Below are 21,703 nucleotides of genomic sequence, written 5' to 3' on the forward strand. Positions count from 1 at the left end.
CCGGATGCAGGGAGGCGAGACCCGATAATCAGATGATGCCTGAAAATTACCGTTATTCGCTGCCATCCAAAGCCGGTGAGCAGCGCCTGCTGGGCCAGTTAACCGGCGCTGCCTGCGCCGTTGAATGTGCAGAAATTATTGAACGCCACGCCGGGCTGGTGGTACTTATCGCCCCTGATATGCAAAATGCTCTGCGCTTACGCGATGAGATTCAGCAATTTACCGACCAGCACGTCACCACGTTGCCTGACTGGGAAACGCTGCCCTACGATAGTTTTTCTCCGCATCAGGAAATTATTTCGACCCGCCTTTCCACCCTTTACCAGCTTCCCAACATGACGCGCGGCGTTCTGATTCTGCCGGTCAACACGCTGATGCAGCGCGTTTGTCCGCACAGTTTCCTGCACGGCCATGCGCTGGTGTTGAAAAAAGGCCAACGCCTTTCGCGCGATAAGCTGCGTTCGCAGTTGGAGCAGGCGGGCTATCGCAGTGTCGATCAGGTCATGGAACACGGTGAATATGCCACGCGCGGCGCGCTGCTGGATCTGTTCCCCATGGGGAGCGAAGAGCCCTACCGTATCGATTTCTTTGATGACGAGATCGACAGCCTGCGTCTGTTCGATGTGGATACACAGCGCACGCTGAATGAAGTGCCGCACATTAATTTGCTGCCTGCCCACGAGTTCCCGACGGATAAAGCCGCCATCGAGCTTTTTCGCAGCCAGTGGCGCGAACAGTTCGAGGTACGGCGCGACGCAGAGCACCTTTACCAGCAGGTCAGCAAAGGCGTCTGGCCCGCGGGGATCGAATACTGGCAGCCGTTATTCTTTGGCGAACCGCTGCCGTCGCTGTTCAGCTACTTCCCGGACAATACGCTGATCGTCAATACCGGCAATATCGAACAGAGTGCCGAGCGCTTCTGGCAGGATATTCAGCAGCGTTTTGAAAGCCGCCGTGTCGATCCCATGCGTCCGCTGCTGCCGTCAGACTCACTCTGGTTACGAGTAGATGGCCTGTTCACGGAGCTGAAAGCGTGGCCGCGCGTGCAGTTGAGAACTGATACGCTGCCGGAAAAAGCCGCCAACGTGAATCTTGCCTATCTGCCGCTGCCGGAACTGGCGATTCAGCATCAGCAAAAATCCCCGTTAGATGCGCTGCGCCGCTTTATCGAACAGTCCGACGGTCAGGTCATTTTCTCCGTTGAGAGTGAAGGCCGTCGCGAAACGCTCCAGGAACTGCTGGCACGCATCAAACTGAACCCTACGCTCATCAGCACGTTGGAGCAGGCGCAGGAGCGTGGCACTTACCTGATCATCGGCGCCAGTGAGCACGGTTTTATCGACACGCTGCGCCAGCGGGCCTTAATCTGCGAAAGCGATCTGCTGGGCGAACGCGTCAGCCGCCGCCGTCAGGATAATCGCCGCACGATCAATACCGATACGCTGATCCGCAATCTGGCGGAGCTGCGGCCGGGGCAACCCGTTGTCCATCTCGAACATGGCGTTGGCCGCTATGCCGGGTTGACCACGTTGGAAGCCGGTGGCATCAAAGCCGAATACCTGATTTTGACCTATTCGGGCGAGGACAAGCTGTATGTCCCCGTTTCCTCACTGCATTTGATCAGCCGCTACGCAGGCGGTGCCGATGAGAATGCGCCGCTGCATAAACTGGGTGGCGATGCGTGGTCGCGCGCGCGGCAAAAAGCAGCAGAAAGAGTGCGCGATGTCGCCGCCGAACTGTTGGATGTTTATGCGCAACGCGCGGCGAAAAGCGGTTTTGCCTTTAAGCATGATAAAACGCAATATCAGCTTTTCTGCGAAAGTTTCCCCTTCGAGACCACGCCCGATCAGGCGCAGGCTATCAACGCCGTGTTGAGCGATATGTGCCAGCCGCTGGCGATGGACCGTCTGGTGTGTGGCGATGTCGGCTTTGGTAAAACCGAAGTGGCAATGCGCGCCGCGTTTCTGGCGGTCGAAAACCATAAGCAGGTTGCCGTACTGGTGCCGACGACGCTGTTGGCGCAGCAGCATTTTGACAACTTCCGCGATCGCTTTGCCAACTGGCCGGTAAAGATTGAAATGATCTCCCGCTTCCGTAGCGCCCGTGAGCAAACTCAGGTGCTGGAAGAAACGCAGGAAGGCAAAGTCGATATTCTGATCGGTACCCATAAGCTATTGCAGAGCGACGTGCGCTGGCGCGACTTAGGGCTGCTGATTGTGGACGAAGAACACCGCTTCGGCGTGCGTCACAAAGAGCGCATCAAAGCAATGCGGGCGAATGTCGATATCCTGACGCTCACCGCCACGCCAATTCCGCGTACGCTCAACATGGCGATGAGCGGGATGCGCGATCTGTCGATTATCGCCACGCCCCCTGCCCGTCGTTTAGCGGTAAAAACGTTCGTGCGCGAATATGACAATCTGGTGGTGCGCGAAGCCATCCTGCGTGAAATTCTACGCGGAGGTCAGGTGTATTACCTTTATAACGATGTCGAAAATATTGAGAAAGCCACCCAGCGACTGGCGGAGCTGGTGCCGGAAGCGCGCATCGCTATCGGCCACGGCCAGATGCGCGAACGCGAGCTGGAGCGAGTCATGAACGACTTCCACCATCAGCGTTTTAACGTGCTGGTGTGTACCACCATCATCGAAACTGGGATCGACATCCCGAGCGCCAACACCATCATCATCGAGCGTGCCGACCACTTCGGTCTGGCACAGTTGCACCAGTTGCGCGGTCGCGTCGGACGTTCCCACCATCAGGCTTATGCCTATCTGCTGACGCCAAACCCCAAAGCGATGAGCACCGATGCGCAGAAACGTCTGGAAGCGATCGCCTCACTGGAAGACCTCGGTGCCGGTTTTGCACTGGCCACGCACGATCTGGAAATCCGTGGCGCAGGCGAACTGCTCGGAGAAGACCAGAGCGGGCAGATGACCAGCGTCGGTTTCTCACTGTATATGGAACTACTGGAAAGCGCCGTCGATGCGCTGAAAGCAGGCCGGGAGCCGTCGCTGGAAGATTTGATCAACAGCCAGACCGACGTCGAATTACGGTTGCCTGCCCTGCTGCCCGACGATTTCATTCCCGACGTCAATACGCGGCTGTCGCTGTACAAACGTATTGCCAGCGCGAAAACCGCCGACGAACTGGATGAATTGAAGGTCGAGCTGATCGATCGTTTCGGTCTCCTTCCCGATGCCAGCCGCTATCTGTTGCAGATTGCCGCCCTGCGCCAGCAGGCACAGGCGCTGGGTATTCGCCGTATTGAAGGCAATGAGAAAGGTGGATTTATCGAATTCAGTGAGCAAAATCGCGTTGATCCGTCTCACCTCATCGGTCTGTTACAGCGCGATCCGGGCACCTACCGCCTTGATGGCCCAACTCGCCTGAAATTCATGAAGGATTTGAGCGATCGCCCAAAACGCATTGAATTCATCGGTTCGCTGCTGGGAAATATGGCGCAGCATACGCTGGCGGCGTAAGCCGTTTTCACGATAAAAACGGGAACCTACGGGTTCCCGCCTCGTCAGCAAACATATCTCTTTCACTTCATCCGCCTTTACAAGCACCGTCGTAACGCAGTAAAGTCGCCACCTTTTTTTATGGCCTGCCATCCTTGGTGGCCACCCTTCTGGGCCGTCGCAGGTGCGACGTTAAAAATTTCTCCCGAAAATTTTTTATGGCATGGGGCACGACGATGTTTATCGGTTTTGACTACGGCACGGCGAACTGTTCCGTGGCAGTGATGGATTCAGGTACACCACGGCTCCTGTCGCTGGAAAAGGATTCGCCTTATCTTTCCTCTCTGCTGTGCGCACCTGTGCGTGAAGCCGTCAGCGAGTGGTTATGGCGGCACCATCAGGTCAACGCAGAGGGCGAGAACGCGCTACTGCTCAAGCGCGCCATCAGCTACAACCGCGAAGAAGATATTCGCGTGCAGCCTGATAGCGTGAAGTTCGGGCGCGAGGCGTTACGCCACTATATGGATGACCCGGAAGAGACCTGGTTCGTTAAATCGCCGAAGTCCTTCCTCGGGGCTGTCGGCCTGAAAGCGCAGCAGATTGCACTGTTTGAAGATCTGGTTTGCGCCATGATGCTGCATATCCGCACGCAGGCAGAAAGCCAGCTTGACCAGCCTATTCGTCAGGCCGTGATCGGTCGTCCGATTAACTTCCAGAGTATCGGCGGGGAAGAAGCTAACCAGCAGGCGCAAGGGATTTTAGATCGCGCGGCACATCGCGCCGGATTTGAAGACGTTGTCTTTCAGTTTGAACCCGTCGCTGCCGGACTGGATTTTGAATCGACATTGACGAAAGAAACACGCGTGCTGGTCGTGGATATCGGCGGCGGAACCACCGACTGCTCCATGCTGCTGATGGGGCCAGAGTGGCATAAGCAGCAAGAACGCGCACAAAGTCTGTTAGGGCACAGCGGCTGCCGCGTCGGCGGTAACGATCTAGACATCATGCTGGCGTTCAAACAGCTGATGCCGCTGCTTGGCATGAATAGCGAGACAGAAAAAGGCATCGCCCTGCCGATCATGACCTGGTGGAATGCCGTTGCGATTAACGATATTCCGGCACAAAAAGAGTTTCATAGCACCGCCAGCCGCACATTAATCAATGACATGATCCGCGATGCACGCCAGCCTGAGCAGGTAAAAAGACTGCTGACGGTATGGCAACAGCGCCTGAGCTACCGTCTGATTCAGGTGGCGGAAGAGAGCAAAATTGCGCTGTCCAATCAAGCGGAAACGGCAGCCGATTTACACTTTATCGAATCGGGTCTGGCGACACGCATTCATGCGGATGAGCTCAACGTCGCAATCGATAATCCTCTGAGCCGCATTCAGCAGCAGGTAACGCTGGCGTTAGAAACCAGCCAAACTCGCCCGGAAGTGATCTACCTGACTGGCGGTAGCGCCCGCTCTCCTCTGCTGCGTCAGGCTATTCAACAACTGCTTCCAGATATTCCTATCGCCAGCGGCAACGACTTTGGTTCCGTTACCGCCGGTCTGGCGCGCTGGGCAGAGATCATTTTTCGTGGCTAAGCCAGAGAAAAGTTGTGCTTCATAAGGTAACGATGTCACCGATTATCGTGGCGTGATCAACAGCCCACGCAGTAATAACTCCAGCGCGGCAAGGCCTTGTGCCAGCCGCGCATTACCATCCTCTCCGTCCGCAATCCAGAACGCTGCTTCAGCGAGACTGCCGTAAATTAACGATGCCAACGCCTGTGGATAGGCTTCAGCCACTACGCCCTGCCGGATAAGGTTATCGATCAGCCGCTGCATCGACTCAACGCAATGACGCTGTGAATCTGGCGAAGCACCGCCCAGAATTGCACGCGCATCGCGCAATACAATCCGCTGAATCTCCGGCTCCAGCGCCATTTCCAGATAGGCGCGGCAACGACGCCGAAAACCGTCCCAGGCATCCTCAGCGGTGTCGGAAATGGCTTGCAGTCGTTCATCCATCTCGGCATCGATCTGTTCCACCACCGCCGCCAACAGCCCTTTCTTGTCACCAAAATGGTGATAAAGCGCCCCACGGGTCAGGCTCGCCTGCGCGGTGAGATCGTCCATTGAGGTATCAGCATAGCCGCGTTCGCTGAAGACCTTACGGGCGGTCGCCAGCAGCGTAGCGCGGGTTTCTTCCATTTCAGCACGGGTACGACGAACCATCGCCACTCCTTTACATACAAAACGTATGATTATTTACATTCACTTCGTATGAATATATGTTTTTATTCATACGCCATGTATGTATTGTCGCTGTGCCACGAGAGAGTGGCCAGCGGCGGCCAGTCTGATCTTGTCGGCGTATGCCGTAGGTTCCTGTCTGGCCGGGCTGCTGTTCGGCGCACTCAAGCTGCGAACCGCCCTGCACCGCCTGCTGTTGCTGGGCGGGCTGGCAACGACAATCACCACGCTGCCTCTGTTGGTCGCTGGCAGCATTCCCACGCTGGCAATGGCCGTCCTGATCGCCGGGCTGATTCTGACGCTGTTACTGGTAGCCGGACACTTCATGGCCTTTACCTTCGTCCGGCCGCTGCTGCTATCGATATCAGGATTCGATGCGCGATGGATTGGCGCATTGCTATTCGCCTATGGCATGGCAGGCATCGTCGGTAATTTTTTGGCGGGCCTCATCGCGGCACGGCGCACGGTGCTGGCCTTGATGGCTATTGCGCTGGGGCTGCTGTTGACCCCAATACTGTTTCTGACCATCGGTGGCTCACACAGTGGCGGCGTCGTGACGCTGCTGATCTGGGGACTGGCCTACGGCGGCGTGTCCGTCGGGCTGATGACATGGATGATGAAGGCTGCGCCGCGCGCTGTGGAGATCGCCGCCGCGCTGTATGTTGGCATTTTCAATGTTGGCATCGCGCTCGGATCATGGATTGGCGGTCAGGTCGTGGATAGCGCAGGACTACTCACAACGCTTTGGCTGACTGGTGGGTGCGCCACAGTCGCCTTACTGTTATCCCTGAGCATGACGCAGGTCGGGCACAGCACGATCGATTCATGAAAAAAACCGCGAGCACCTTCTTCAGGTGGCTCGCGGTTTTTAGAGATGGTGTCAGCGCAAAAATGTGGACGTCAGGACAAATTAGCTCTGCTGATTCAGGATTAATTGACCATTCCTGTCCACTGGAATTTGTGTGCCCGGATCGCGATCCATGCGGATTTTGCCCTGCTGGTCGCCGATTTTATAGGTGACATCATAGCCTAAAACTTTTTGTGATTTGTCGTACACCGTCTGGCAACGCTGTTGCTGTGACGTATACGTATCATTTTCCTGCATGCCGCTTTGTACACGGTTACCCGCATAGCCACCAGCCAACGCGCCCGCGACCGTCGCGATATCTTTACCACGCCCGCCACCAATCTGATGACCCAAAACGCCACCGGCCACCGCACCCAGAACCGAACCGGCGATCTGGTGTTCATCCTGTACCGGACGACGATGCGTAACCGTCACGTTACGGCACTCCTGACGAGGTGTTTTTACCGTTTCTTTGATTGGTGTTGCCGTTAGCACCTGTGCAAACTGAGGTTTAGAGGAGAACACATCCATACTCGCCACCGCCGCCACACCCAATGCCGCAGCCACACCAATACCTACACCCGCTAACATTGATTTGTTCACAGGATACCTCCCGAATCTATTCTCACGCATTCCCCATCTGCAATTCCGCCGTAAGATTTGCTTTACGCCAACTCGCGTTTAACGCGATGAATCCGATGGTTCCTTCTGAATACCCGCATTCAGAATTTTCGGCGTGCGTGCTACGCCATCTGTAAACAGTGGAAAGTCTGCACAATGTTTCACACTCTCGCAATAAGACTAATTAACCAAAAGTGTCAGTTTCGTAACACAAAAGCACCATTTGGGAATTATCTTAACTGGAATTGGTAATAGGACGATATTTTATACTGTTATGACGGTGACGTAGCCGGAGGAGTGATGAATAACATTACGCACAGAATGCTGTAAATATGGGCAGATTAGTGAAAGGGACAGGTATGGCGCAAAGATAACGAGCCGATGATAAAAAAGAATACGGGCGTGAAATCGCGTCCACGCCCGTATCAGAAAGCTGTCAGCCGCGGTGGATTAATGCAGCTTCAGGCGCGGGCGAATCACCCGGTTGATCCCACCGACCAACATCATCAAGCCCGTTTTCACATAGCCATGTAAAGCAACCTGATGCATACGATACAAGGAGATATAAACGAAACGTGCAATCCGCCCTTCTACCATCACAGAGCCACGCATCAGGTTCCCCATCAGGCTGCCAACCGTACTGAATTTAGACAGCGAGACCAGCGAACCGTGATCTTTATAGACGTAAGGTTTCAGTGTCTGTCCGTTCAGCAATGCGATGATGTTGCTGTGGCAACGTGACGCCATCTGGTGCGCCGCTTGCGCACGGGGTGGTACGAAGCCGCCGCCTTCCTGCGGACAGGAGGCACAGTCGCCGATAGCGAAAATGTTGGGATCGCGCGTCGTCTGTAGCGTCGGTTCAACCACTAACTGGTTAATCCGGTTCGTTTCCAGACCGGCAATCTCTTTCATCGCATCCGGTGCCTTGATACCTGCCGCCCAAACCATCAGGTCGGCTTCGATAAACTCACCGTCCTTCGTATTCAGACCGCCGCTTTCTGCGCTAGTCACCATGGTTTTCGTCAGCACTCGAACGCCAATATTATTCAACTCCTGATGTGCAGCCGCAGAAATGCGCGGCGGCAGCGCAGGTAAAATGCGTTCGCCGGCTTCCACCAGTGTGACATTCAGCGTTTGGTTATCCAGCCCGTCAAAGCCGTAGCTGTGCAGCTGTTTCACCGCGTTATGCAGTTCCGCAGACAGCTCAACGCCCGTCGCACCGCCGCCCACAATCGCGATATTCACCCGCTCTTTTTCGTCCTGATTCGCCGTGAATTTCAGGAACAAATTCAGCATTTCGTTATGGAAACGGCGGGCTTGTTTCGGGTTATCCAGGAAAATACAGTGATCTTTCACACCCGGCGTACCGAAATCATTTGAGGCGCTGCCTAACGCCACCACCAAAATGTCATACGGGATACGACGCGCCGCCACCAGCACCTCGCCTTGCTCGTCACACACTTCAGCCAGTTGGATCTGCTGCTGCTCGCGGTCGATATCCGTCAGCATGCCCAGTTGGAACTGAAAATAGTGATTACGGGCGTGCGCCAGATAGCTCAGCGCATCCATGTCGTCGTCCAGAGAGCCCGTTGCCACTTCATGCAGCAACGGTTTCCACAGGTGGCTGTGGTTACGATCCACCAGCGTGATTTCCGCTTTTTTCTTGCGTCCTAACTTGTGGCCCAAACTCGTTGCGAGTTCAAGTCCGCCAGCTCCCCCGCCGACAATGACAATTTTTTTGGTTGGTGATGTCAAAATGACCCCCTAAAAATGTGAACCAATGGTTAATAAAGAGTAAAAAATAATATCCTTATATAACATAGGGTTCGCGTAAGTTAAGCCTGATATCTGCAGCAAGAATAGCACGCTAGGTTATTTGGTCATACCAAAATTGATATATATCAATTTATTTTGTCACCCAGGTTTTTATCAGGAAAATTCCATCTTTATTTCAGTGAATTAGCGGAGGTCTGTGTGAAGAAAAAATGCTGAATCGTGCGCAAATGCGTCGCTATACGCACTAAGGAAAGTAAATAAATCGCGTGATTCCCCTGACAGCCTCCAAAAGAGGGTATCAGAAGGAATAACTCGCGGCGGTTAACACATCATCGCTTGGACAGGCTTAACCCAGCGTTTTGAAGGCTTTGATCCGCTGCAAATGGGGGGAGATACTTTTGAATTTATGCGTCTGAATATCGTCCCAGACGATCTCATAATACGCTCCCAGCATCTGCGCGCTGCGCTGGCTATCAAGCATTTCATCATGACGGGAGAGCATCACCATGCAGCGATCGCGGTTCTTTTCACGAAAATTCGCCACGCACTTGGTGGCGATATCCAGATACTCTTCCGGGCGATCGATTTTCCCCCCCATGTTTTCCTGCGGGAACAGGTTAGGATTGACGATGACCTGTCGTATGTCACACAGGAAGCCAACTCGTTCAGCCCAGAAACCGCCCAACCCCACGCCGCAGATCAGCGGGCGATCGTCGTCAGAATGCTGAATCATCTTGTCCACCTGCTTTAGCAGGTGTTGCATGTCATGACGCGGATGCAGTGTGCTGTAGCTAATCAGCCTGACATCTTCATCAATAAATTGAAGTTGCAGAACCTTTTCATGGTTGCCGGGGCTGGTCGAGTCAAAACCGTGTAAATAGATAATCATCTTTCATCCTCACCACAGACTGGGTTGCCTATTTCTCGCCATTTTTATGCGCCTGCCAGCGCTCGCTGAGTAATGTGAGCGCCTGATTCGCCTGCTTCCAGCGTGGCGAATCCAGCAGTTCCCGACGAGAAAACGAACCCTGATGATATAGGCGCGTTAGTTGCTCCGCTTTGACCGGGGACAGGTTATCCAGCACGCTGACCGCGCCCGCCCGATGATTGCAGACCAGAATCATGTCACATCCTGCCTGCAATGCCGCCTGCGCACGCTCGGGGTAACTCCCCATCACCGCCGCACCTTCCATCGAAAGGTCGTCAGAGAAAATGATGCCATCAAAACCCAGTTCGTCACGCAGCACCGTTTTGAGCCAGTATGGCGACCCACTGGCTGGACGCGGATCGGCCTCTGTGTAAATCACATGAGCAGGCATGATGGCATCCAACTGCTGGCGTTGAATCAGTTCTTTAAAAATCGACATGTCGTGTGCGCGAATTTCCGCAAGCGGACGCGGATCGCGCGGCGTTTCTTTATGTGAATCGGCGCTGACCGCACCGTGGCCGGGGAAGTGCTTGCCCGTGACCTTCATGCCTGCACTGTGCATACCGCGAATAAAGCTCTGCGCCACCGCCAGCGCGATCTCCGGCTGTTCATGAAACGAACGTTCGCCAATCGCCGCGCTCTGGTGGCCGATATCCAGCACCGGTGCAAAGCTAATGTCGATATCCATTGCGATCATTTCTGCCGCCATCAGCCATCCGCCCTCTTCCGCCAGACGTTGCGCTTCTACCGCACTATTTAATGCCGCAAACGCCTGCGCAGCAGGCAGTCGAGTAAAGCCATCGCGAAAACGCTGAACGCGTCCGCCTTCCTGATCGACAGAGACAACAAGACGCTCGCGCGACGCCGCGCGGATTTGTCGCACTAGCTCACGCAACTGCGCCGCATCATGAAAATTACGGGTAAACAGGATAACGCCGCCAACCAGCGGGTGTTCCAATACTTCACGATCTTCCGCATCCAGCTCATAGCTGGCGACATCTAACATTACCGGACCCACAAAAACCTCATTCTTTAACATGTACTACTGAGTAAAATAACTACGATGACAAAAGCCACATCGTCAGCCTGTTTGTAACCGGTGGCCTGATTGTAACCGATGATAAAGTGCGGGAATGTCCGCTAAAAATTCGGAATTCTTCGTTTGCTGCCAGCGTATCTCAAACCACATCAATACCAGATAATCGACCCAAGGGAACCACTGCGTCATCTGTTGCTGAAGGCGGCTCACGGAAAACCCTCGCCGATATCGCTGGTAGCTCTGTAGAAAATGCGTTTGCGCCAGGCTTTCCATCTGGCTGGCTCGCACAATAAACGCCAGTTCAAAGGCAACATCGCCATCTGAGGCGTATTCCCAGTCAATCAGCATCGTTCCTTGTGGCGTAATCAGCAGGTTTTCCGCATGCACATCCAGATGGAGAGGCGCCAGCGCTAGAGGGGTGGGTAATGCCGCACGCTGAAAATAATGGTGGGCGCGCAACAGCGCGGGCGTACGGCGGTGCGGATCCATCAACTGCCAGTGTTGAGCGAATAGCATTTTAAGATCGAGGGGATAGCCGCTACGCGGCAGGCGATGAAGCTGAGACAGCGTCCGCGCCACTTCACCATTAGCCAGCATCATCAGGAATTCATCAGACGTGGCGACACGCCCCGGCACCCATTCGACAATGAGCCAGCCGTCGCGCCACAGTAGCGGCCGTGGCGCAAGCCCTATCGCGGACATCTGCCGCAGCAGGGCAAACTCTCGCTGGCGATCGACGCCCATCTTTCGCTCGGTTGGCGACTGTCGTCGCGCAAGCCATTCGATGCCCGGCCCGCGGATACGCCAGCTTTTACTACTCAACCCGCCAACCAACTCAAAGCGAATATCCGCTATCTCTACAGCGGGGAAATGCTTCTGGATCGCCGCCGTCAGCTGTTGCTGGATACCTGCCTGCTTAATGCTGAACGGCGCCATTGCCTGACCACACAATTTCGCCGGTCTGCACCAGCATCAGTTGCATGTCGATCTGCGGCGATTTCACATCACCGCTGACGTCGCTGTACAGCACATACTGCGCGCTGACATAACGTGCCAGGCCAATCGCTTTACTGCGCGATCCTAAGCTGTCGTCAACGGACAGCCCCAGCGTTTGTTTCGCGGCGGCCAACTGCTCGCGCGGTACCAGCGTAAACGCCTTGCCTGAAGATAACGCGCTGTACAGCGCGCCTGTCGCTTTCGCGATCGGCAGGGAGCCGGTGGTATTGTTTTTCACACTATCCACCAGCAGTATGCTGCCCGGCGTGACGCCATCGGCTTTCAGCATCTGCGCCACCAGCGGATTAATGCTGGCTTCCCAGTTCAGCGTCTGGATTTTCGGCGGTTGCGGTACGGATTCCCCCGGCGGCGGCGTTGGCGTGGTCGGCACTTGCGGCTCAACGGGCTCAATAGTCGCAGGCGGTTCAGTCGGTTCCGGTGGACGGCTGGGGCAGCCTGTCAGGACCAATGCCGCCAGTATCACCCCTAGGTACTTTTTCATATTCTCTCTCTCAGCACAGCATTACAAAAACAGATGAAGACGGACCTGACGCGCAGTGGGACTGCTACGCGTTGAAAAAACCGTCATTTCCGTCTGTGGTGGGATTTCAATAGACTGCAGGTCCTCAAACGGCAACACGTCCAGCCCGTTTTCATCATACCAATAGAAACGGTAATGCACGGTGACCGCGTGTGAAGCGTCGTTGCTGACAACGGAAGAAGCACGCAGCCGGCCATTTTCTGAATCCAGCGATGGATTCCCCGCCGTAATGCCCGCCGACAGCACGGGAGCATCTAATACCAGCGTTTGCCGTTCATTGATGGTCAGTACCTTTGGCGCGCTACAGCCCGCCACCAACCCGACCATCAAACATGCGGACAGAAAAAGCATCGAGTTACGCATGATGTTCTCGCATGAGTTTTTTTTCACATGATTGCCCAACCATGATCATCGAATCTAGTTCGCCAGCAAAGGCCCGAGCGCGCGGCCACCAAGCAGATGCATGTGGATGTGATACACCTCCTGCCCGCCGTGTCGGTTGCAGTTAATGATCAGACGATAGCCGTCCTCTGCAATCCCTTCCTGCTGCGCAATCTTCGCCGCGACCGTCACCATACGTCCCAGTGCGGCTTCATGTTCTGGTGCCGTATCGTTAACGGTCGGGATCAAAACATTCGGGATAATAAGAACATGGGTTGGCGTGCGGGGCGCGATGTCGCGGAAGGCGGTGACCAGTTCATCCTGATAGACGATATCCGCAGGAATTTCCCGGCGAATAATTTTACTAAAGATGGTTTCTTCAGCCATGATCGATTTCCTTGTTAAAGCTGGCGTTAAACGAAGTCGTGTAGGCAGTATGAGTGACATATTCCATTTCTTTCAACCTTCTTCGTCTATTTCTGGTGCAGGTGGTCAAAATACGACACGTAGAAAAAAATCGCTTTAGTACCTAAAGGCGCCCCACGGCCTGACGCGTCTTTTATTGAACACCGTTTGTTACCGACAATAAAAAAGGGGCTTTCGCCTAATGCCGATCGTTTAAGGATTAGTTGAACGATCCAGCCGTTGGTGTAAAAAAGGTTCATGACATTCATGGACCTTTTTTTATGCAACTTTCTCAGGCTCTTGGCATTATCAATCTTACTGCGCCGGCACCCCGTTGAAGAAAAATACGCAATACGAAGTGATAAGCAAGCTGGGCAGGCAAGACAGACTGGTACGGATAAAGACATCGCCGCAGGCGCGTAAACAATGGGCGACGCTGCCGGAGAGCATCACAGCGCGGTTGTTAACGAAGACGATAGAAGGAAAAACGCGAGAGGTGCTGACGTCACTGACGGACCCGATGCGTTATCCGGCGGCGGAGGTGAACGCCCTTTACGCTCACCGATGGGAAATCGAGTTGGGATATCGCGAGGCGAAACAAGGCTTGCTGGGTAACAGGTGGCATTTACGGAGCAGACTGCCGGAAATGGTGAGGCAGGAGTTGTGGGGCGTGCTGCTGACGTACAATCTGGTGCGTTATCAGATGGTGAAAATGGCGTTTACGCTGAAAGGAGATTACCTGCCGTATCAGTTGAGCTTCAGCGGCGCCCTGACGGAAATCTGGCGATTACTTATCGGTCTGCCGGGTTCATCACCGGGTGCGATACCAGGACATCTGAAGCATTTTTATGAGCAGGCAATCTATCTGGTATTGCCGTTAAGAAGGGAGCGAAGTTACCCCCGAGAAATCAGGGGAAGACGAGCGAAATATCCGTTAAAAAACAATGCCGGTCACCTTAAGTGACCGGCATTAGGCTTTCGCCCCTTTTTACCACTCCCCAACAACACATCAGTGGTTACGGATGTAGTCATCCATATCGGTTTTCAGGTTATCGGATTTGGTACCGAAAATGGCCTGAACACCAGAACCTGCGACCACCACACCTGCTGCGCCCAATTTTTTCAGGCCAGCCTGATCCACTTTAGCCACATCGCCCACGCTCACGCGCAAACGAGTGATGCAGGCATCCAGGTTAGTGATGTTGTCTTTACCACCAAATGCCGTTACCAGAGCGGCAGCCATTTCAGTACTGTCCTGCGAGGTTTGCTCAGATGCGCTATCTTCACGACCCGGTGTTTTCAGATTCAGTTTGGCAATCAGAACGCGGAAAATAGTGTAGTAAATCAGCGCATAGCACAGACCTACTATCGGGAACAGCCACAGTTTGCTGCCGTTGCCGCTCAGCACCACGAAGTCGATCAAGCCGTGAGAGAAGCTCGTACCATCACGCATACCCAGCAGGATACAGATTGGGAACGCCAGACCTGCCAGAATCGCATGGATGACATACAGGATCGGCGCAACAAACATGAATGAGAACTCAATTGGCTCAGTGATCCCCGTCAGGAACGAGGTCAGTGCCGCAGAGATCATGATACCGCCGACTTTCGCACGGTTCTCTGGTTTAGCCGAATGCCAGATAGCAATAGCTGCGGCTGGCAAACCATACATTTTAAACAGGAAACCACCGGACAATTTACCTGCTTCCGGATCACCCGCAATATAACGTGGGATATCACCACGGAAAACCTGACCTGCCGCGTTAGTGAACTCACCGACTTGCATTTGGAAAGGTACGTTCCAGATATGGTGCAGACCAAACGGCACCAGAGAACGTTCAACGACCCCATAGATACCAAATGCTAACATTGGGTTCTCATTCGCCGCCCAATGTGAAAACGTTTGGATAGCGCTACCGACAGGTGGCCAGATGAAAGACAGCGCCGCACCAGTAACAATCGCCGTCAGGCCGGAAATAATCGGCACGAAGCGTTTACCGGCAAAGAAGCCCAGATACTCAGGCAGTTGGATGCGGTAGAAACGGTTAAACATATACGCGGCAATCGCACCGGCAATGATCCCGCCCAGAACACCGGTATCCGCCAGGTGCTTCGCCGTAATTTCGGCTGCCGGCAGATTAAGAACCAGCGGCGCAATCGCAGCCATGGTTTTTACCATGATGCCATAAGCCACCACCGCCGCCAGTGCGGAAACACCGTCGTTATTAGTGAAGCCGAGGGCAACACCAATAGCAAAAATCAGCGGCATGTTGGCAAACACCGAGTCACCGGCCTGTGCCATGACGCTGGAGACAATTTCAGGCAACCAGCTAAAATTGGCCGAACCGACACCCAGCAGAATACCTGCAATAGGGAGTACGGATACGGGCAGCATTAGCGACTTACCTACTTTTTGCAGGTTTGCGAATGCATTCTTGAACATAATTGAGTGTGCTCCTGAGTAATAGTGCTTTTACTTCTGATACTTCATATATAAGCAAAGGCGGGGAGGATAGCCTTTGCGAGTAGGGGTGTCTTAGCCCCCTTTAATTTTTACGCAGAGTAAAATAAATAGCGCCCACAATGTTTGATTGCTATCACGTTTCCACAAGCCAACAGGCTGAGATCGAACAGATATTGCACTTTTTTGTGATATCTCGCTAAAAAACACGTCCCCCTGAAGAGGAAAAACCTGATCAAGGGGATTATCCAGCGCTATTAATTACACGGATAAAAAAAACTCGGCTATTTTCAGCCACTATTGCGCGGCGGTCAATCGAGCTGGATCGATGTGAAACAGGCGGGAAAAGTTTTCTGTCGTGGCGGCAGCAAGGGTTTCCAACGATGTGCCTTTCAGCACCGCGAGGTATTCCGCAACATCACGCACATACGCAGGCTGGTTTTCCTGCCCGCGGAATGGAACGGGCGCTAGCCAGGGGGAGTCCGTTTCAATCAGCATCCGATCCAGTGGCACGTAACGCGCGACGTCACGCAATTCCTCGGCATTACGGAACGTCACGATGCCGGAAAACGAGATATAGAATCCCATATCCAGCAGCGCTTTCGCCGTCGGCAAATCTTCGGTAAAACAGTGCAGAACACCACTGCATTTCTCCGCCTGTTCCTCACGCAGAATCGCTAACGTATCTTCACGGGCGGCACGTGTATGCACGATGACCGGTTTGTTCAGGTCATTGCCAATACGAATATGTTCGCGAAAGGATTCCTGCTGCTGGGCTTTAGTCTCTTGCTGATAGAAATAATCCAGACCCGTTTCCCCCATCGCCACCACGCGGCTGGCGCTGGCTAACTCACGCAGCTCGGTATAGTCATAGGGCGCTTCCTGATTAAGCGGATGAACGCCGCAGGAAAACGCCACATTATCGCGTTCGCCGATTAACTCCAGCATGGCGCGATAGCCGGGCAGCGTCGTCGCCACCGCCAGCAGGAAGCCAACATCGCGACGTTTCGCTTTCTCCAGTACGTCGGAGACATCTTTATGCAATGACTGATAATCCAGACCGTCAAGATGACAGTGGGAATCCACTAACAACATGATATTTACTCGATAGTAATTAAACAGAAAAAGGATGGCTGTCGCGCTTAACCGACGACGCAAACGTGCGTTCCCCATCAAGCAAGCGTTCCGTCAGCAATAGCTCACGATTTACCCCCGTGACGGTCAGCAATTTTTGTCGGCAGACCAGCCACTGTTGCAGTTCATACTGCAAATGTAGGGCAGGCTCGCGCGCCAAATGCTCAATCAGTTCGATCTGATCCTGATTCACCACATGCTCGCTCGCTCCCTGTTGCCACTTCATCGCATCCAGCAGTAGCGCAGTCAGCCAGTGAATGCGAACATCGGCATCGTCATGATTAAGCGGTGAAATCAGCGAAAGCTGATCCCGTGAAGTCAAGGCGGCAGAAAATGCCTGGCACAGCCCGATACGCTGTTTCCACTGCTCTGGTTGTAAGAGCGCCTCGGCGGCTAGCGGCGCACCCGATTGCAATCTCAATGCCGTGCGCAATGCCTTGCTGTCATAGCGATGACGAGCATTCAGCCACAGTACGCTCTGCGTTTCATTCGGGACATCCAGATAGTGATACAAACAACGGCTGCGCAACGTCGCCAACAACCGGGCTGGTTCACGGCAGCCAAACAAGAAGAAGGTATTCTGCGGCGGCTCTTCCAGCGTTTTCAGCAGCGCATTCGCCGCCGCCTCTGTCAGTTGCTCAGCAGCAGCCAGCCAGATCACTTTTGCTCCGCCCTGCCGGGAATGCTGATACACTTTTTCCACAACGTCACGCACCGGATCAACGCCCAGACTGTGCTTGCCTTTTTCCGGACTTAGCACATGCCAGTCCGGGTGCGTGCCCGCAGTCATCAGATTGCATGAGTGACAGTGCCCGCAGCTTTTCATCCCATCAGGCTGCTGGCAGATCAGCCAGCGACTCAGCGCATAAATCAGCGATTCATCGCCCATGCCCGGCAGCGCATGGAGCAACACGGCATGGTGTCCCCTGCCCGCCTGATATTGACCAATGAGCTGTCGGTAGGATGCATTCAGCCACGGATACCAATCCATCAGTGCTGCTCCTGCGCAACAGGCGACAAGCCTTGTTGCTGTAGCCACTGCTGTAGCGCTGCCTGAATATCCGCACTGACGGCGTCAATAGACTGTGAAGCATCGATCGTCAGGATACTGTCGTCCTCCGCAGCCAGTTCCTGATAACGGGAACGGGTACGTTCAAAGAAAGCCAGCGACTCTTGCTCAATTCGATCCAACTCGCCCCGCTGGCGCGCGCGCTGCAAACCGATAGCGGGCGGCAAATCAAGATAGAGCGTCAGATCAGGGCGAAACTCACCCAGCACGGTATCGCGCAGTGAACGCAACAGTTGCTGATCGATCCCACGTCCACCGCCCTGATAAGCCTGTGAAGACAAATCGTGACGATCGCCGATAACCCATTGCCCGTTAGCCAGTGCGGGTTTGATGACATTATCCACCAGTTGAACTCTGGCGGCGTACAGCATCAACACTTCCGCTTTGTCGGTAACCTTCTCATCCGTCATGCCTTGTTTGATAAGCTCGCGTAGCTTCTCTGCCAGCGGCGTGCCACCGGGCTCGCGCGTAAACACGACCTCTTTCACGCCATGTGACCGCAGCGTTTCCACGACGATATCACGTGCGGTGGTCTTTCCCGCGCCTTCCAACCCTTCAATGACGATAAATTTACTGTTCATCCCGTTCCTTTAACGCTGAGCGGTATACCCTCACAGCACGATTATGGTCTGCAAGGTTAGTGGTAAAACTGTGTCCGCCTTTTCCATCCGCCACAAAATACAGGTATGACGTTTTGGCTGGGTGCGCAGCCGCATCTAATGAGGCTTTTCCCGGCATCGCGATTGGCGTTGGCGGCAAACCAGAAATAATATAGGTATTGTAAGGCGTCGGCGTGTCTAATGCTTTACGGGTTATCACGCCTTTATAGTCATCCCCCATGCCATAAATCACCGTAGGGTCAGTCTGCAAGCGCATCCCAAGGCGTAACCGATTGATAAAAACGGAGGCAACCTGAGTACGTTCTTCATTAATGGCCGTTTCTTTTTCAATGATTGAGGCAATCGTCAACAATTCTTCTGGCGTTTTATACGGCAATCCATCTTCGCGCCCTTTCCATACCTCATCCACCGTTTTTTTCATGCGCTGATGCGCACGCTGCAACAGGGCGATATCGCTCGTACCTGCCGTGTATGAATACGTATCAGGATAAAACCAGCCTTCCGGATTCGGCTTATCTTTGATTTCCAACTGGGTGGCAACATCCTGTTCGGTTTTATCGGCCAATGAATGCTTGATATAAGGTGCTTGTTGCAGCGTGACCAGCCACTCTTTCAAACGTGAGCCTTCGACAAAACGGATAGAAAATTGCGCTTCTTTTCCGCTGGATAGCAGCGCCAGCATCTCACGTACGGTCATTCCTGCTGTAAAACGATACGTACCCGCTTTGAATTTCGCCAAATCAGGCTCAATACGCAGCAGCCACGGAAAAAATGTGCCACCGGTAATCACATGCTGTTCGAGAAGCAACGTTTCCAGCCCTTCTCTTCCCGTACCGGCCGGGAGCGTGAAAATGGTTTCCTTTTCGATAGCCAATGGAGAATCAGCAAAACGTTGCATTTTCTGCCACACGACCAACAACAGCAAAACAACGGCAGCGATAATCAGCAGACCAACTTTCTTTTTCTTCATAAATCAACCATCTACTAGCAGTCAGAACTCAGGAATCGATAAAGCTCTCGGGAGTGGTAACGCCAGACATGCGCCTGATTCACGGGGACTATCGGCATTAATGCATTACAAACCAGCACCTCGTCCGCATCGGACAGTGTGCTCATGGGTTCACTAACAATCTCTAGCTCAAAATCAGCCTCTGCCAGCGAGGCGATGATATGCTGCCGGGCAACACCATCCACACCTGACTGAGATACATCCGGCGTATAGACGTGATTCCCTTTGCGCCAGAATAAATTCGCGGCACAGCATTCCACTAGCGCACCAGAGGTGTCAAGTACGAGGGTCTCATCGGCTGAAGTCTGGTCAAGATGCGCACGAATCAGCACTTGCTCAAGCCGATTCAGATGTTTTATTCCCGCCAACAGCGGGTTTTTCGCGAGCGCCACGGGGCTAAGATTCAGGCTAATACCCTGTTCGCGCCAGCCAGCATAGTGAGTGGGATAACCTACCTGCATGACGATTCGGGTAGGTTGCATACAGCCCTGAGGGCTATAACCACGCCCGCCAGCACCACGCGTTAGCATCACTTTCACGACACCATCCGCCCGCCCCAGAGCAGCCTGTTTCATTTCTGCAATCAGGCTTTCCCACTCAACCATCGGGAATAACAAGCGTGTCGCGGCCTGTTGCAGCCGTGTGATATGTCGCTCAAGCCAGACAACCTCGCCAGCACTGACTCTGGCGGTCGTAAAACAGCCGTCGCCATATTGCGTCGCCCGATCGAGCACCGAAAGCTGTTCCTGTAACTGGCCATTAATCCACAACATAATAAGCTCCGCATCATTTATCATCGCCAGCTTGCCAGTAAAGCTGCGTTGCAGACAAGCAGGTGTGTCTGATTTTATGCAGGCAAAAAAAAGGTTCATCGCGCTTAAGCGTGAACCAATAGAAAACGGCGGTAAAAGTGGTTAGTTTTGTATTCGCCAAAACACCAACCGACCACTCAACCGCCGTCTGCCATGAATGCTAACCTCTCTTCCCTTTTCTGGGAAGGCTTTACCGTTGACTCCTTTTCCCATTCCTCATCTGATGCGCTGCTTATTACGCTTCGCCCAGACCCCCGTTTTGCACCCCAGTGCCGCCGATGTGGCCGAAGAGACTGTGCCGTTCATGATGTCTCTGTACGTCAGGTTCGTGAGCGGGATTTGCTGCACTGGCGCGTCACCCTTCTGGTTCCTGTTCGTCGTCTTCGCTGCGCCTGCTGCGGTGTTGCCACCGAACGTATCTCCTGGTTGCCTGAGAGGCAGCGTTACACCTCTACATTATCCGTCTGGGTTGAGTCTCTTAGCCGTCTACTCCCCGTGAAGCACGTAGCACAGCTGACAGGCCTGCACTGGCACACCATCAAGAATATCGACCTCCGCCGTTTGCGTCGGGAATTGCAGGAGCCAGAGCGACATACACTTCGCCGCCTGATAATGGATGAGTTCGCCCTGTTTAAAGGCCATCGCTATGCCACTGTGGTCGTGGACGCTGATACGCAGCAGGTGCTGTGGGTCGGGGAAGGTCGCAGCCGCGCGGCCTTCCGCCCGTTCTTCACCTGGCTGGGACCGGAAGGCTGCGCGGCTATCGAGTCTGTCGCAATGGACATGAACACGGCGCTGGACCTTGAAGTCAGGGAGCAATGCCCACAGGCGGAAGTGGTCTATGATTTGTTCCACGTGGTGGCGAAGTTCGGTCGCGAGGTCATCGACAGGGTGCGGGTTGACCAGGCGAATCAGCTACGTGACAACGCGAAAGCCCGGAAGGTTATCAAGCGCAGCCGCTGGCTGTTGCTGCGTAACGCTGAAAATCTGCCAGCAGGTCATGATGTAAAGCTGGCAGAGTTGCTGGAGGCCAACCAGCCGCTGAACACCGTGTACGTGATGAAAACTGCGCTGAAAGAGCTGTGGTATGCGCCGGATAAGGAGGTGGCCCGGCATCGCTGGGATGAATGGTACAGGCAGTCTCAGGAGAGCGATATAAAAGCGCTGCAGCAGTTCGCAGATAAGCTCAAGGGCTACGTGAGCGGGATAATCGCCAGTGCTGAACATCGTCTGAATACGAGTGTGCTGGAGGGGATGAATAACAAAATCAAGGTACTAAAGCGAATGGCTTATGGATACCGGGATAACGACTACTTCTTCCTGAAAATTAAAGCAGCGTTCCCCGGTAAAGCGCGATGAA

Annotated in this window: 18 protein-coding genes and 2 pseudogenes; 5 read left to right on the forward strand and 15 right to left on the reverse strand. The window is 54.0% G+C overall.

Annotated features, from left to right (window positions below):
- Positions 1 to 32: 32 nt before the first annotated feature.
- Positions 33 to 3,485 (forward strand): transcription-repair coupling factor, encoded by a 3,453-nt coding sequence (mfd, locus tag NAL19_RS13130; RefSeq protein WP_263057590.1) that lies wholly within the window; start codon positions 33 to 35, stop codon positions 3,483 to 3,485.
- 215 nt (positions 3,486 to 3,700) lie between these two features.
- On the forward strand, positions 3,701 to 5,053 hold the full coding sequence (gene yegD, locus NAL19_RS13135) for a molecular chaperone (RefSeq protein WP_263059716.1): 1,353 nt from the start codon (positions 3,701 to 3,703) through the stop codon (positions 5,051 to 5,053).
- 42 nt (positions 5,054 to 5,095) lie between these two features.
- Here yegD and NAL19_RS13140 read toward each other — a convergent pair whose 3' ends face one another.
- A complete protein-coding gene (locus NAL19_RS13140; protein WP_263057591.1) occupies positions 5,096 to 5,686 on the reverse strand; it encodes a TetR/AcrR family transcriptional regulator in 591 nt (196 codons plus the stop codon).
- A gap of 295 nt (positions 5,687 to 5,981) precedes the next feature.
- On the opposite strand from NAL19_RS13140, the pseudogene NAL19_RS13145 reads away from it, so the two are divergent.
- Positions 5,982 to 6,533: pseudogene (locus NAL19_RS13145) on the forward strand (MFS transporter); the annotation flags it as partial.
- 81 nt (positions 6,534 to 6,614) lie between these two features.
- Here the strand turns inward: NAL19_RS13145 and NAL19_RS13150 are convergent.
- The 8 genes from NAL19_RS13150 to hinT all read right to left on the reverse strand — a co-directional run bounded on the left by NAL19_RS13150 (position 6,615) and on the right by hinT (position 13,220).
- Positions 6,615 to 7,154: a glycine zipper 2TM domain-containing protein gene (locus NAL19_RS13150; RefSeq protein WP_225085001.1), complete on the reverse strand. Its 540-nt coding sequence runs from the start codon at positions 7,152 to 7,154 to the stop codon at positions 6,615 to 6,617.
- Positions 7,155 to 7,622: 468 nt separating this feature from the next.
- Positions 7,623 to 8,927, reverse strand: coding sequence for an NAD(P)/FAD-dependent oxidoreductase (locus tag NAL19_RS13155; protein ID WP_263057592.1), 1,305 nt, complete (start codon positions 8,925 to 8,927; stop codon positions 7,623 to 7,625).
- A 367-nt stretch (positions 8,928 to 9,294) separates the two neighbouring features.
- Positions 9,295 to 9,837 carry an alpha/beta hydrolase YcfP gene (ycfP, locus tag NAL19_RS13160; protein WP_263057593.1) on the reverse strand — a complete coding sequence of 181 codons (543 nt, stop codon included), beginning with the start codon at positions 9,835 to 9,837 and terminating at the stop codon, positions 9,295 to 9,297.
- A 28-nt stretch (positions 9,838 to 9,865) separates the two neighbouring features.
- Positions 9,866 to 10,894 (reverse strand): beta-N-acetylhexosaminidase, encoded by a 1,029-nt coding sequence (gene nagZ, locus NAL19_RS13165; RefSeq protein WP_263057594.1) that lies wholly within the window; start codon positions 10,892 to 10,894, stop codon positions 9,866 to 9,868.
- A 63-nt stretch (positions 10,895 to 10,957) separates the two neighbouring features.
- Positions 10,958 to 11,851: a thiamine kinase gene (gene thiK / locus NAL19_RS13170; RefSeq protein WP_263057595.1), complete on the reverse strand. Its 894-nt coding sequence runs from the start codon at positions 11,849 to 11,851 to the stop codon at positions 10,958 to 10,960.
- Positions 11,832 to 12,413 carry a penicillin-binding protein activator LpoB gene (gene lpoB / locus NAL19_RS13175; RefSeq protein ID WP_263057596.1) on the reverse strand — a complete coding sequence of 194 codons (582 nt, stop codon included), beginning with the start codon at positions 12,411 to 12,413 and terminating at the stop codon, positions 11,832 to 11,834. Before lpoB ends, thiK begins: the two co-directional genes overlap by 20 nt.
- Before the next feature lie 21 nt (positions 12,414 to 12,434).
- Entirely contained in the window at positions 12,435 to 12,815 is a 381-nt protein-coding gene (locus tag NAL19_RS13180; RefSeq protein ID WP_263057597.1) for a YcfL family protein, read from the reverse strand.
- A 54-nt stretch (positions 12,816 to 12,869) separates the two neighbouring features.
- Positions 12,870 to 13,220: a purine nucleoside phosphoramidase gene (hinT, locus tag NAL19_RS13185; protein ID WP_225085006.1), complete on the reverse strand. Its 351-nt coding sequence runs from the start codon at positions 13,218 to 13,220 to the stop codon at positions 12,870 to 12,872.
- 349 nt (positions 13,221 to 13,569) lie between these two features.
- On the opposite strand from hinT, the pseudogene NAL19_RS13190 reads away from it, so the two are divergent.
- Positions 13,570 to 14,202 (forward strand): annotated as a pseudogene (locus tag NAL19_RS13190) (transposase); the annotation flags it as partial.
- 45 nt (positions 14,203 to 14,247) lie between these two features.
- On the opposite strand, the gene ptsG reads toward NAL19_RS13190, so the two are convergent.
- From ptsG to pabC, 6 genes are all read right to left on the reverse strand, one after another.
- On the reverse strand, positions 14,248 to 15,681 hold the full coding sequence (gene ptsG, locus NAL19_RS13195; RefSeq protein WP_225085007.1) for a PTS glucose transporter subunit IIBC: 1,434 nt from the start codon (positions 15,679 to 15,681) through the stop codon (positions 14,248 to 14,250).
- Between the two features lie 315 nt (positions 15,682 to 15,996).
- Positions 15,997 to 16,794, reverse strand: coding sequence for a metal-dependent hydrolase (locus NAL19_RS13200; RefSeq protein ID WP_225085008.1), 798 nt, complete (start codon positions 16,792 to 16,794; stop codon positions 15,997 to 15,999).
- 19 nt (positions 16,795 to 16,813) lie between these two features.
- On the reverse strand, positions 16,814 to 17,824 hold the full coding sequence (gene holB / locus NAL19_RS13205) for a DNA polymerase III subunit delta' (RefSeq protein ID WP_263057598.1): 1,011 nt from the start codon (positions 17,822 to 17,824) through the stop codon (positions 16,814 to 16,816).
- Entirely contained in the window at positions 17,824 to 18,483 is a 660-nt protein-coding gene (gene tmk / locus NAL19_RS13210; protein WP_263057599.1) for a dTMP kinase, read from the reverse strand. The genes holB and tmk overlap by 1 nt, the downstream gene beginning before the upstream one ends.
- The gene (mltG, locus tag NAL19_RS13215) at positions 18,473 to 19,492 is read right to left on the reverse strand and encodes an endolytic transglycosylase MltG (RefSeq protein WP_263057600.1); all 1,020 of its coding nucleotides are present in this window, start codon (positions 19,490 to 19,492) and stop codon (positions 18,473 to 18,475) included. Before mltG ends, tmk begins: the two co-directional genes overlap by 11 nt.
- A 14-nt stretch (positions 19,493 to 19,506) precedes the next feature.
- Entirely contained in the window at positions 19,507 to 20,304 is a 798-nt protein-coding gene (gene pabC, locus NAL19_RS13220) for an aminodeoxychorismate lyase (protein ID WP_225085012.1), read from the reverse strand.
- Positions 20,305 to 20,496: 192 nt separating this feature from the next.
- Here pabC and NAL19_RS13225 point away from each other — a divergent pair, with 192 nt between their 5' ends.
- Entirely contained in the window at positions 20,497 to 21,702 is a 1,206-nt protein-coding gene (locus NAL19_RS13225) for an ISL3 family transposase (RefSeq protein WP_225086319.1), read from the forward strand.
- The last annotated feature ends 1 nt before the right edge of the window (position 21,703 follow it).

Origin of the sequence: Pectobacterium sp. F1-1, from assembly GCF_025643735.1 — a bacterium.
GTDB classification, from domain to species: Bacteria; Pseudomonadota; Gammaproteobacteria; order Enterobacterales; family Enterobacteriaceae; genus Pectobacterium; species Pectobacterium colocasium.